The organism is Streptomyces luteireticuli (assembly GCF_041519305.1).
GTDB lineage: Bacteria > Actinomycetota > Actinomycetes > Streptomycetales > Streptomycetaceae > Streptomyces > Streptomyces luteireticuli.
In genome coordinates this window covers 2,516,193-2,528,257 of the sequence record NZ_CP167927.1, presented here as the reverse complement: position 1 = coordinate 2,528,257, position 12,065 = coordinate 2,516,193, and the positions used below count along the sequence as shown (strand labels likewise).

The 12,065-nt window shown below is 69.2% G+C and carries 10 protein-coding genes and 1 tRNA gene; 2 read left to right on the top strand and 9 right to left on the bottom strand.

From position 1 onward, the window contains the following. The first annotated feature begins 94 nt into the window (after positions 1-94). Positions 95-1,516: a pyruvate kinase gene (gene pyk, locus AB8735_RS10625; protein WP_344024654.1), complete on the top strand. Its 1,422-nt coding sequence runs from the start codon at positions 95-97 to the stop codon at positions 1,514-1,516. Here pyk and AB8735_RS10620 read toward each other — a convergent pair. Further along, on the bottom strand, positions 1,513-2,301 hold the full coding sequence (locus AB8735_RS10620) for a helix-turn-helix domain-containing protein (protein ID WP_372406853.1): 789 nt from the start codon (positions 2,299-2,301) through the stop codon (positions 1,513-1,515). The two genes, pyk and AB8735_RS10620, sit on opposite strands and share 4 nt — an antisense overlap. Positions 2,302-2,388: 87 nt before the next feature. Then, positions 2,389-2,473, bottom strand: a tRNA-Leu gene (locus tag AB8735_RS10615). A 90-nt stretch (positions 2,474-2,563) separates the two neighbouring features. Here AB8735_RS10615 and AB8735_RS10610 point away from each other — a divergent pair. Next, positions 2,564-3,220, top strand: coding sequence for a response regulator (locus AB8735_RS10610; RefSeq protein WP_344024658.1), 657 nt, complete (start codon positions 2,564-2,566; stop codon positions 3,218-3,220). 96 nt (positions 3,221-3,316) lie between these two features. Here AB8735_RS10610 and AB8735_RS10605 read toward each other — a convergent pair whose 3' ends face one another. The 7 genes from AB8735_RS10605 to AB8735_RS10575 form a co-directional block, all read right to left on the bottom strand. Further along, the gene (locus AB8735_RS10605) at positions 3,317-4,039 is read right to left on the bottom strand and encodes an ABC transporter ATP-binding protein (RefSeq protein WP_372406851.1); all 723 of its coding nucleotides are present in this window, start codon (positions 4,037-4,039) and stop codon (positions 3,317-3,319) included. Then, entirely contained in the window at positions 4,036-4,857 is an 822-nt protein-coding gene (locus AB8735_RS10600) for an ABC transporter ATP-binding protein (protein ID WP_372411817.1), read from the bottom strand. Before AB8735_RS10600 ends, AB8735_RS10605 begins: the two co-directional genes overlap by 4 nt. Before the next feature lie 47 nt (positions 4,858-4,904). Next, positions 4,905-6,629, bottom strand: a complete 1,725-nt coding sequence (locus AB8735_RS10595; RefSeq protein ID WP_372411816.1) for a branched-chain amino acid ABC transporter permease — start codon at positions 6,627-6,629, stop codon at positions 4,905-4,907. Positions 6,630-6,634: 5 nt separating this feature from the next. Further along, positions 6,635-7,564, bottom strand: coding sequence for a branched-chain amino acid ABC transporter permease (locus AB8735_RS10590; protein WP_372406849.1), 930 nt, complete (start codon positions 7,562-7,564; stop codon positions 6,635-6,637). A 91-nt stretch (positions 7,565-7,655) separates the two neighbouring features. Then, on the bottom strand, positions 7,656-8,876 hold the full coding sequence (locus tag AB8735_RS10585) for a branched-chain amino acid ABC transporter substrate-binding protein (protein ID WP_372411815.1): 1,221 nt from the start codon (positions 8,874-8,876) through the stop codon (positions 7,656-7,658). A 303-nt stretch (positions 8,877-9,179) separates the two neighbouring features. Continuing rightward, positions 9,180-9,647 (bottom strand): hotdog fold thioesterase, encoded by a 468-nt coding sequence (locus AB8735_RS10580; RefSeq protein ID WP_344024665.1) that lies wholly within the window; start codon positions 9,645-9,647, stop codon positions 9,180-9,182. A 58-nt stretch (positions 9,648-9,705) separates the two neighbouring features. Next, a complete protein-coding gene (locus tag AB8735_RS10575) occupies positions 9,706-12,054 on the bottom strand; it encodes an FdhF/YdeP family oxidoreductase (RefSeq protein ID WP_372406847.1) in 2,349 nt (782 codons plus the stop codon). Between the last annotated feature and the right edge of the window lie 11 nt (positions 12,055-12,065).

Below are 12,065 nucleotides of genomic sequence, written 5' to 3'. Positions count from 1 at the left end.
GTTTCACTACTTGTCAACAAGCTTTTACCCAACGGACGTTGGGGAGTTGCGGCGGCCCAATTCTCTACCCGTGGGTAGGTCATAAGGTCGTGGCATGCGCCGAGCGAAAATCGTCTGCACCCTGGGGCCCGCCACCGACTCGTACGAGCAGATCAAGGCACTCGTCGAAGCCGGCATGGACGTCGCCCGCTTCAACCTGAGCCACGGCACGTACGCGGATCACGAGGCGCGGTACGGGCGGGTCAGGAAGGCTGCCGAGGAAACCGGCCGCAACGTGGGCGTCCTCGCGGACCTTCAAGGCCCGAAGATCCGCCTCGGCCGGTTCGAGGAGGGGCCCGTACTCCTTGAACGCGGCGACCGCTTCACGATCACCGTGGAGGACGTGCCCGGCGACCGCACCTGCTGCGGCACCACCTACGACGGCCTCGCCGCCGACGTCACCCGGGGCGAGCGCATCCTCGTCGACGACGGCCGCGTCACCCTGGAGGTCACCGAGGTCGACGGCCCGCGCGTACGGACCGTCGTCCTGGAGGGCGGCATGGTCTCCGACCACAAGGGCCTCAACCTCCCCGGCGTCGCCGTCTCCGTCCCCGCCCTCTCCGAGAAGGACGTCGAGGACCTGCGCTGGGCCATCAGGACCGGCGCCGACATCGTCGCCCTCTCCTTCGTCCGCAGCGCGCGGGATATCGACGACGTCCACCGCGTCATGGACGAGGAGGGCCGCCGCCTCCCCGTCATCGCCAAGGTCGAGAAGCCGCAGGCCGTCGAGAACCTCGACGGCATCGTGGCCGCCTTCGACGGACTCATGGTCGCCCGTGGCGACCTGGGCGTCGAAATGCCGCTGGAAACGGTCCCGATCGTGCAGAAGCGGGCGATCAAGCTGGCGAAGCGTAATGCGAAGCCGGTCATCGTCGCGACGCAGATGCTCGACTCCATGATCGACGCGTCGCGGCCGACCCGGGCCGAGGCCTCCGACGTCGCCAATGCCGTCATCGACGGCACGGACGCGGTGATGCTCTCCGGCGAGACCAGCGTGGGGAAGTACCCCGTCGAGACGGTCCGGACCATGGGCCGCATCGTCATCGCCGCCGAGGAGGACGTCCTGGCGAAGGGCCTTCCGCCGCTGACCGAGCGCAGCAAGCCCCGCACCCAGGGCGGCGCGGTCGCCCGCGCGGCGGCCGAGATGGGTGACTTCCTCGGGGCGAAGTTCCTGGTGGCCTTCACTCAATCCGGTGACACGGTACGGAGGTTGTCGCGGTACCGCTCACCGATCCCGCTCCTCGCCTTCACCCCCGAGCCGGCGACGCGGTCCCAACTCAACCTTACCTGGGGTGTGGAGACGTTCCTGGGGCCGATGGTGCAGACGACGGACGAGATGGTCCGGCAGGTGGACGAGTATCTGCTGCGGATCGGGCGCTGCCGGAAGGGCGACATGGTCATCATCACGGCGGGTTCGCCCCCGGGGACGCCGGGGACGACGAATCTGGTGCGGGTGCATCACATCGGCGTGGACTAGTACTTCGGGCCGATGATGAGATCCATGAGGGCCACGGAGTCGCGGCGGGCGACGGAGATGTTGAAGGGGTCGGTGCCGCGGCGGGTCATTTTCCAGTCGACACCGACCTTGTCGAGGGTGTCGGTGTACAACTGCCTGATGTCGTCGGACTTGTTGGTGAAGAGGTAGCGCGTGTACTCGTAGCGCTTGCGTTCTCCTGCCACAACTCTGGCCGCCCAATTGGTGATTCGGCAGCCGTCGGAGTGGACAAGTCCGCGTATGAACTCCCAGGGGTGTGCGTCCACGATTCGTTGTTGCCAGGGCTTCAGGGCGATCTTGCGTTCGTGTTTCTTTCCCGGCCCGTGCTGGGGGAACATGCACCAGAGGTGCTTCGAGTAGATCTTCACGTTCTGGCAACCGGTTCGTTTGACGCGGCAGACGGAGTTGTCGGGGAAAACCGCGTGCATGGCGTCCTCGCACGCATCCATCAGTCCGGGCCAGACGTCACCACAGGTGATCATGAGGCTTGGCACGCGGTGCTGTGAGTACTGGATGATGTGGCCGTCGCCCAGATACAGGCCGAGCAGGTATGAGTAGGCGGCCTCGTCCAGCTCCCGACCATCGCACCGCGGGCACTTCGGGTCGTGACGCCCAGGGCATTCCCCGCGTTTGGATCGGTCCATGTGCAGCCAGTAGCCGACCGTGCCGATGGGGACGCCCAGCCTGCGGGCGGTTTCGGCGTTCGAGGCTCCGGAGCGGATCAGGTCGATCGCTCGCTTGCGCACTTCTGTGCCGTGCATCTGCATGCGCAGCACTCTGGGTGGCTGGGCGTGCTCAAGCGGTGAAGATTCGCGGAATCCACGCGAAGGTGAGCGTCCGTTTTGCGCTAGAGGTGCCCGGTGTGGGATTCGAACCCACATGCCCGCTAGGGCACGAGTGTTTGAGACTCGCGTGTCTGACCAGTTCCACCAACCGGGCCGGTTGCTGTCAGACACCATACCGTGTACATGCCGTGCTCCGCCGCTAGGTAGGCTGCTATAGCACCGCCTGCCTGGACCGAGGAGACCCGTGAGCGCCGCCGAGCCCCAGCCGCCCGTCGACGACGAGCCGCAGCACACCCCTCCGCACACCACGCGCGTCGTGATCGCCGAGGACGAGGCCCTGATCCGTCTCGACCTCAAGGAGATGCTCGAGGAGGAGGGCTACTCCGTCGTGGGCGAGGCCGGGGACGGGGAGACGGCCGTCGCGCTGGCGCGGGAGCACCGGCCGGATCTGGTGATTCTGGATGTGAAGATGCCGGTCCTGGACGGGATCTCCGCCGCGGAGCGGATCGCCGCCGAGTCGATCGCGCCCGTGCTGATGCTCACCGCCTTCTCGCAGCGCGAGCTCGTCGAGCGGGCCCGGGACGCCGGGGCGATGGCGTACCTGGTCAAGCCGTTCAGCAAGAGCGACGTCGTGCCGGCGATCGAGATGGCCGTCTCCCGCTTCACGGAGCTGAAGGCGTTGGAGCAGGAGGTCGCGGACCTCGCCCAGCGGCTGGAGACGCGGAAGCTCGTCGACCGGGCGAAGAGCGTTCTGCAGACGCAGTACGGGCTGACGGAGCCCGCCGCGTTCCGCTGGATCCAGAAGACGTCGATGGACCGCCGGATGTCGATGCAGCAGGTGGCCGAGGCTGTGATCGAGGACGCCAAGGAGAAGAAGGCGGCCAAGGAGCAGCAGCAGTAGGCGACAGGCGTTGGCAGGGGCCCGTGTCCGGACTTCGGATGCGGGCCCTTTTCGTGTTCGGCCCCTGCGCCAGGTCCTCGCGTTCGGTCCCCGCGTTCAGTCCTCGCCGAGGTAGGCCTTGCGGACGGATGTGTTGCCGAGGAGTTCGGGGCCGGTGCCGGAGAGGGCGATGCGTCCGGTTTCCATGACGTGGCCGTGGTCGGCGAGGGTGAGGGCGGCCTGGGCGTTCTGTTCGACGAGGAGGATGGTGGTGCCGGCGGCCTTGAGTTCGCGGATGGTGGCCATGATCTTCTGCATCATGATCGGCGAGAGGCCCATGGAGGGTTCGTCGAGCATGAGGAGTTTGGGACGGGACATCAGGGCGCGGGCCATGGCGAGCATCTGCTGTTCGCCGCCGGAGAGGGTGCCGGCGGGTTGGCGGGCGCGTTCGCCGAGGATGGGGAAGAGCTCGTAGGCGTGGCGGATGTCGTGGGCGATGCCGTCGGTGTCCTTGCGGAGGAAGGCGCCGAGCTGGAGGTTCTCGGTGATGGTGAGGCGGGGGAAGATGTGGCGGCCTTCGGGGGAGTGGGCGAGGCCGTGGGCGACGATCCGGTGGGCGGGGACGCCGGCGAGGGGCCGGCCGTCGAAGCGGATGGTGCCGGCGGTGGGGCGGAGGAGTCCGGAGAGGGTGCGCAGGGTGGTGGTTTTGCCTGCGCCGTTGGTGCCGATGAGGGTGACGATCTCACCGGTGCGGACGGTGAAGGTGATGCCTTTGACGGCTTCGATCTTGCCGTAGGCGACGTGGAGGTCGGTGACTTCGAGGAGGGGAGCGGGGGTCATAGGGATTCGTTCTCCTCGGCGGCTTCGGCTTCCGCAGCTTCGGCTTCCGCGGCTTCGACTTCTGAGGCTTCGGCCTGTCCGGGGGCGCCCTCGTAGGGGGTGCCGAGGTAGGCGGCGATGACGCGTTCGTCGCTCTGGACGGTCCGGGGGTCGCCTTCGACGAGTTTTTCGCCCTGGACGAGAACGGCGACGTGGTCGCAGAGGTTGAAGATGAAGCGCATGTCGTGCTCGATGACGAGGACGGCGACGCCTTGGTCGCGGATGGCGAGGACGAGGCGTTCGGTGGCGCGGGTCTCCTGGGGGTTCATGCCGGCGGTGGGTTCGTCGAGGAGGAGGAGACCGGGGTCGCTGGCGAGGGCGCGGGCGATTTCGAGTTTGCGTTGTTCGCCGTAGGGGAGGTTGCGGGCGAGGTGGTCGGCTTTGCCGTGGAGGCCGGTGAAGTCGAGGAGTTCGTGGGCGCGTTGGGTGGAGGCGGTTTCGGCGCGGCGGAAGCCGGGGCCGCGGAGGAGGGCGGAGAAGAGGCCTTCCTTGGTGCGGGTGTGGCGGCCGACGAGGACGTTTTCCAGGACGGTCATGCTGGGGAAGAGGCGGATGTTCTGGAAGGTGCGGGCGATGCCGGCCTGGGTGACGAGGTGGGGTTTGGCGGGGAGTCGGGTGCCGCGGTAGGTGACGGTGCCTTCGGTGGGGGTGTAGAGGCCGGTGAGGCAGTTGAAGAGGGTGGTTTTTCCGGCCCCGTTGGGGCCGATGAGGCCGACGATCTGGCGTTCGTGGACGGTGAGGTCGCAGGAGCGTACGGCGGTGAGTCCGCCGAAGCGCATGGTGACGCCGGTGGCGGTGAGGAGGGGTGGGGTGGCGGCCACGGTGGTCACGCTCCCTCCAGCGGGGCGTCGTGGAATTCGAGTTGTTTGCGGCGGTCGGCGACGAGGCCCTCGGGGCGGAAGCGCATCAGGAGGATGAGGGCGACGCCGAAGAGCAGGAGTTGGTAGTCCTGCATGAAGTCCATTTTGTTCGGGATGAGGTAGAGGAGGGCGGCACCGACGACGGGGCCGGTGATGGTGCCCATGCCGCCGAGGATGACGGCGGCGAGCAGGAAGGCGGAGTTGGGCGGGACGGTGCCGGCGAACTGGTACTGGTCGGGTGTGGCGGTGGTGATGACGTGGGACTGGACGGTGCCGGCGAGTCCGGCGAGGGCGGCGCCGAGGGCGAAGGCGAGGAGTTTGAGGCGGAAGGCGTTGATGCCCATGGCGGTGGCGGCGGTCTCGTCCTCGCGGATGGCGACCCAGGCGCGGCCGATGCGGGAGTCGGCGGCGCGGCGGAAGACGAGGACGACGGCGATGGTGGCAAGGAGCATCAGGAGGTAGTAGTTGCCGAATCGCCCGATGGTGAAGCCGAGGACGTCATGGGAGTCGCCGAAGCGGAATCCGCCGATTTCGAGGTCGGGGATGTTGGGGATGCCCATGGAGCCGTTGGTGATGTCGGGTCCGGTCTTGCCGTTGAGGTTGAGCATGGTGATGCGGAAGATCTCGCCGAAGCCGAGGGTGACGATGGCGAGGTAGTCGCCGCGCAGGCGGAGGGTGGGGGCGCCGATGAGGACGCCGAAGACGAGTGAGGCGCCGATGCCGGTGAGGACGGCGGCCCAGAAGGGGAAGTGGACGCCGGCGGCGGATTCGGGGGAGCCGGAGACGAGGGCGGCGGCGTAGGCGCCGACGCCGAGGAAGGCGACGTAGCCGAGGTCGAGGAGGCCGGCGAGGCCGACGACGACGTTGAGACCGAGGGCGACGGTGGCGAAGATCAGGATGCTGGTGGCGAGGTTGGTGTAGGTGTCGTTGGTGAGGGTGAGGGGGAAGCAGGCGGCTGCCACGAAGGCGGCGGTGAGGGTGATGTTGCGGTGCCGTGCGGTGAGGGTGCTGAGGCGCGCGGTGAGTCCGGAGCGGGAGAGGGCGGCGAGTCCGGCGATGGCCAGGAGCAGGTAGCCGACGAAGAGTTCGCCGTATTCGGCGTCGACGCCGTAGGTGAAGAGGAGGAGGCCGAGGGCGAACGCGGCGGCGACGATGAGGATTTCGGCCCAGGAGGGCAGGGGCGCGGCGGGGCGCGGACGGCCGGTGGTGAGGCTGTGGCGGAAGCGGTGCCAGGGGCCGGTGGGCGAGTCCGGGGAGAGGGGGCGATCGGCGGGCAGGGCGAGGGCGCCGAGGAGGGTGAGGAGGACGGCGGCTCCGGCGATCCAGCCGCCGGGTTCGAGGTTGACGAGGCCGCCGAGTTGCTGGGTGATGGCGCCGAGGGTGTACCAGGTGGCGGCGAGGGTGCCGAGGGCGAGGAGGAGGGTGGGGGCGGTGGTGCCCGCGGGGGCGAGCCAGCGCAGCCCGCGGAGGCGGTATCCGGCGAGGGCATGGAGGAGGGTGAGGGCGGCGCCGGCGAGGGTGATGTTCTGGAGGCCGCCGGGGTAGCCGGTGACGGTGAGGTTGCCGGGGAAGGCGGTGGTCCAGGTCCAGGCGAGGAAGGTGGAGACGAGGGTGAGGACGGCGCCGACGGCGGTGATCAGCCGGGCGGGGCCGGCGGGCAGGGGGACGAGCGGGGCGCGGCTGTGGTCCATGGCCGTCACGCCCGGTCCGCGACGCGTTCGCCGAGCAGCCCCTGGGGCCGCAGCAGCAGGACGAGGATGAGCAGGACGAAGGCCCAGACGTCCTTCCAGGAGCCGCCGCCGAACTGGGACATGCCGGGGATCTCCTCGATGTAGCCGGTGGCGAGCGCTTCGGCGACGCCGAGGACGACGCCGCCGAGCATGGCGCCGTAGATGTTGCCGATGCCGCCGAGGACGGCGGCGGTGAAGGCCTTGAGGCCGGTGATGAAGCCCATCCGGAAGTCCACCTGTCCGTACTTGAGACCGTGGGCGACGGCGGCGACGGCGGCGAAGGCGGCGCCGATGGCGAAGGCGATGACGATGATGCGGTCGGTGTTGACGCCCATGAGCTTGGCGGTGTCGGGGTCCTGGGCGGTGGCCTGCATGCCGCGGCCGGTGCGGGTCTTGGCGACGAAGAGGCCGAGGGCGAGCATGCACAGGGGTGCGGCGACGAGCAGGAAGATCTCGCCGCGCTGGACGGTGGCGCCGAGGATGTGCAGGGATTCGCCCTTGAACTGGGGGAAGACGCGGGCCTTCTTGGCGTCGGGGTACCACTTCCAGATGGCCTGCTGGAGGGCGATGGACAGGCCGATGGCGGTGATGAGGGGGGCGAGGCGGGGTGCGCCGCGCAGCGGACGGTAGGCGAAGCGTTCGGCGGCGACGGCGACGGCGACGGAGGCGAGGATCCCGCCGAGGATCATGAGAGGGAGGGCGAGGGCGAGGGCGGTGCCGTCAGGGAGGGCGAGGTAGGCGGTCAGGGCGCCGAAGCCGCCGACCATGAAGATCTCGCCGTGGGCGAAGTTGATGAGCTGGACGATGCCGTAGACCATCGTGTAGCCGATCGCGATGAGTCCGTACATCGCGCCGAGGATGAGTCCGTTGGCCAGCTGCTGCGGCAGTTCGTGCACCGCCGGGCCTCCGTGGGTGGGAAGGGGTGCGGGCGGTCGGCGCGGGCCGGGGCCCGCGCCGAGGGCGTGGCGAACCGGTTCTGCCGGTGCGTCAGCGCTTGTATTCGGCGCTGTAGCGGGCCTTCCAGGTGGTGCCCTCCACCTGATAGGCGGTGATCATCGTGTTGGTGGTGTCGCCGTACTTGTCGAAGGAGACGTTTCCGGTGACACCGGCGAAGGAGACCTTGTTGAGGGCCTGGACGACCTTGGCGCGGGCGTCGTCGGGGAGTTTGCCGCCGTTGTCGGCGACGACGGCCTTGACGGCCTGGATGACGGACCAGGTGGCGTCGTAGGTGGAGCCGCCGTAGGCCTCGTAGCGGTCCTTGTAGCCGGCGGCCTTGTAGTCGGCGATGAACTTCTTGGCGGAGTCGAGCTGTTCGACGGGTTTGCCGACGGAGGTGGCGTAGTCGCCGGCCGACTTCTTGTTGAGGGTGATGTAGTCGCCGCTGTACATGCCGTCGCCGCCCATGAGCGGGACCGTGACGCCGCTCTCCTTGAGCTGCTGGCTCAGGGGCGCGGAGGCGGGGTATTCGCCGCCGTAGAAGACCAGGTCGGGATGGGCGCTCTTGGCCTTGGAGACGATGGCCTTGAAGTCGCGGTCCTCGGGGTTGACGTGTTCGGTGCCGACGATCTTTCCGCCGAGGGAGGTGAACTTGGCGGAGAAGGAGGCGGCGAGGCCTACGCCGTAGGTCTTCTGGTCGTCGATGACGTAGGCGGTCTTGGCCTTGATCTGGTCGTGGGCGTATTTGCCGCCGAAGGCGCCCTGGACCTCGTCGGTGGTCGAGGTGCGGAAGTAGGTGGTGAACTGGCGCTTGCGGTCGTCCTGTTTCCAGTCCTTGCCCTGGGTGAGGTCGGGGGTGGTGTTGGCGGGGGAGATGAGGGCGATGGTGCTGGACTGGGCCACCTGCTGCATGGACTGGGCGACGCTGGAGTTGAGGGGGCCGATGATGGCGACGGCCTTCTTGTCGCCGGCGATCTTGGTGGCGTTCTGCTGGCCGGAGGTGGGCTGGGCCTGGTCGTCGAGCGGGGTGAACTGGAAGGTGACGCCGGGTACTTCGTTGTTCTTGTTGGCGTTGGTGATGGCGAGGTGGGCGGAGTTCTTGATGCCCTGACCGAGGGCGGAGAGGTCGCCGGTCAGCGGGGCGTCCAGGCCGATGACCACGGTGGCCTTCTTGCCGCCCTGGTCGCCGTTGTCACTTCCTTTGTCGTCGCGGGATCCGCAGGCGCTCAGGCCGAGGGCCCCGGCCGTGACTGCGGAGGTGAGGAGGAGCAGGGAGCGGTGTCGCACGGTGAATCCTTTCCCTGGCGCGGCGGCTTCGCTGAGGTGCCGTGTCGCTCGCCGGGCAACGAGGAAAGGTGCGGAGATGGTGCGAACCGCCCGGCGGGGTGGTGAATGGCCGTGACTCTAAGGCTGTGCGACGTGCCGGGGCAGAGGTGGGGCCGATGCTGTGACTCTCTTGTTATGACGCAGATCACGTTCCGCTTTCCGTGGTCGGCGGGAACGTCGTCACCGGCCGCGGGGGCGCCGCGGCCGGTGTGCGGGAAAAGTCAACTCCTCCGCAAGAGGCGGGAGTTGTCAGGAGACGGGACCCTCGGTGTCGCGGATGGCGCAGGTGAGGCGGGCGGTGCAGACGCGCCTGTCCTGCTCGTCGGTGATGACGATCTCGTAGGTGGCACTGGTGCGCCCACGGTGCGCGGGGGTGGCCACGCCGGTGACGAGGCCGGAGCGGGCGCCGCGGTGGTGGGTGCAGTTGAGGTCCACGCCCACGGCGATACGGGTGGGGCCGCCGTGCAGCATGGCACCCACCGAGCCGAGGGTCTCGGCGAGCACGGCCGACGCACCCCCGTGCAACAGCCCGTACGGCTGGGTGTTGCCCTCGACGGGCAGGGTGCCGACGACGCGCTCGGGCGAGGCCTGGAGGACCTGGACGCCCATGCGCGCGCCGAGTTGTCCCGCCGAGAAGAGGGTGGGGAGGTCGAGGCCGCTGCCGGCCCAGGCGTCGATGATCTCCGGTGTGAAGACGGTGCTGGTCTGCTCGCCCATGGCGGCTCGGCTCCCCTGGTGCTCGTGGTGCTCGATGGTCTGTCGTGAACGTTTGTTATCAGGCGGCTCCGCCGGGTGTCGCGCCGGGGGCCGCCGCGTCGGGATCCGGCGCGTCGGGATCCGTCGTGTTGGAGGTCGCCGCCTCCAGCCGGACGACGACGGACTTGCTGGCGGGGGTGTTGCTGGCGTCGGCGGTGTGGTCGAGCGGGATCAGGACGTTGGTCTCGGGGTAATAGGCGGCGGCGCAGCCGCGAGCGGTGGGGTAGTGGACGACGCGGAAGCCGGGGGCGCGGCGCTCGGTGCCGTCGGTCCACTCGCTGACCAGATCGGCGTAGGCGCCGTCGGCGAGCCGGAGTTCGCGGGCGTCGTCGGGGTGGATCATGACGACCCGACGGCCGTTCTTGATGCCGCGGTAGCGGTCGTCGAGGCCGTAGATGGTGGTGTTGTACTGGTCGTGGGAGCGAAGGGTCTGCAGGAGCAGGCGGCCGGCGGGGATCTCGGGGAACTCCACGGGGGAGGCGGTGAAGTTGGCCTTTCCGGTGGCGGTGGGGAAGCTGCGGGAGTCGCGTGGCGCGTGGGGCAGGGTGAAGCCGCCGGGCTTGGCGACGCGGGCGTTGAAGTCCTCGAAACCGGGGATGACGTTGGCGATGCGGTCGCGGACGGTGGCGTAGTCGGCCTCGAACTCCTCCCAGGGGGTGCTGCTTCCGTCGCCCAGGACGCGGCGGGCCATCCGGCAGACGATGGCGGGCTCGGAGAGCAGGTGTTCGCTCGCCGGTGCCAGGCGGCCGCGCGAGGCGTGGACCATGCCCATCGAGTCCTCGACGGTGACGAACTGGTCGCCTCCGCGCTGCCGGTCGCGCTCGGTGCGGCCGAGGGTGGGCAGGATCAGGGCCCGTGCCCCGGTGATGACATGGGAGCGGTTGAGCTTGGTGGAGACGTGGACGGTGAGCCGGGCGCGGCGGACGGCGGCCTCGGTGACGTCCGTGTCGGGTGTGGCGGAGACGAAGTTGCCGCCCATGGCGAAGAAGACCTTGGCCCCGCCGTCGCGCAGGGCCCGGATGGCGCGGACGACGTCGAGGCCGTGGTGGCGGGGCGGCGCGAAGCCGAACTCCTTCTCCAGGGCGTCCAGGAAGGCGGGCGCGGGGCGCTCGAAGATGCCCATGGTGCGGTCGCCCTGGACGTTGCTGTGGCCGCGGACGGGGCAGACTCCGGCACCGGGACGGCCGATGTCGCCGCGCAGCAGGAGGAAGTTGACGACTTCCTTGATGGTGACGACGGCGTGCTTGTGCTGGGTGAGGCCCATGGCCCAGCACACCACCGTGCGCCGGGAGGCGAGCACCATCTCCAGGGCCTGCTCGATCTCGGCGCGGGTCAGGCCGGTGGCGCGCAGGGTCTCGTCCCAGTCGGCGGTGCGGGCGAGGGCGGCGAACTCCTCGAAGCCGTGGGTGTGTTCGTCGATGAAGGCGGTGTCGGTGGCGCCCTCGGTCTCCAGGATCAGCTTGTTGAGCATCCGGAAGAGGGCGTGGTCGCCGCCGAGCCGGATCTGGAGGAAGAGGTCGGTGAGGGCGACGCCGCCGCCGGCCACGCCGCGGGGCGTCTGCGGGTTCTTGAACCGCTCCAGGCCGGCCTCGGGCAGCGGGTTCACCGAGATGATCTTCGTGCCGCCGCGCTTGGCCTGCTCCAGGGCGTTGAGCATGCGCGGGTGGTTGGTGCCGGGGTTCTGCCCGGCGACGATGATCAGGTCGGCCTTGTGGAGGTCCTCCAGCAGGACGCTGCCCTTGCCCACGCCGAGGGTGTCGGTGAGGGCGGAACCGGACGACTCGTGGCACATGTTGGAGCAGTCCGGCAGGTTGTTGGTGCCGAACTCGCGGGCGAAGAGCTGGTAGAGGAAGGCGGCCTCGTTGCTGGTGCGGCCGGAGGTGTAGAAGACGGCCTCGTCGGGCGACTCCAGGCCGTGCAGCTCCTCGGCGATGATGTCGAAGGCCCGCTCCCAGGAGACCGGTTCGTAGTGGTCGGCGCCCTCGGGGAGGTACATGGGGTGGGTGAGGCGGCCCTGCTGGCCGAGCCAGTAGCCGCTGCGGCCGAAGAGGTCGGAGACCGGGTGGGCGGCGAAGAACCCGGGGGTCACCCGGCGCAGGGTGGCCTCCTCGGCGACGGCCTTGGCGCCGTTCTCGCAGAACTCGGCCGCATGCCGCTTGTCGCCCTCGGGCCAGGCGCAGCCCGGGCAGTCGAAGCCGTCCTTCTGGTTGACCCGGAGCAGGGTGAGCGCGGTGCGCCGCACGCCCATCTGCTGCTGGGCCATGCGCAGGGTATGGGCGACGGCGGGGACGCCCGCGGCGGAGTGCTTGGGCGCGGTGACGTCGGGCGCGTCCTGGACGGGATCACCGGTGGGTGGTTTGCCTGCCATCTCGTTCCCCT

Coding starts and splice junctions, on each gene's coding strand:
- AB8735_RS10620 (WP_372406853.1), bottom strand. CDS start 2,301: ATGCAGATGCACGGCACAGAAGTGCGCAAGCGAGCGATCGACCTGATC.
- AB8735_RS10580 (WP_344024665.1), bottom strand. CDS start 9,647: ATGGGCGAGCAGACCAGCACCGTCTTCACACCGGAGATCATCGACGCC.
- AB8735_RS10605 (WP_372406851.1), bottom strand. CDS start 4,039: ATGACCCCCGCTCCCCTCCTCGAAGTCACCGACCTCCACGTCGCCTAC.
- AB8735_RS10600 (WP_372411817.1), bottom strand. CDS start 4,857: ATGCGCTTCGGCGGACTCACCGCCGTACGCTCCTGCGACCTCACCGTC.
- AB8735_RS10595 (WP_372411816.1), bottom strand. CDS start 6,629: ATGGACCACAGCCGCGCCCCGCTCGTCCCCCTGCCCGCCGGCCCCGCC.
- pyk (WP_344024654.1), top strand. CDS start 95: ATGCGCCGAGCGAAAATCGTCTGCACCCTGGGGCCCGCCACCGACTCG.
- AB8735_RS10575 (WP_372406847.1), bottom strand. CDS start 12,054: ATGGCAGGCAAACCACCCACCGGTGATCCCGTCCAGGACGCGCCCGAC.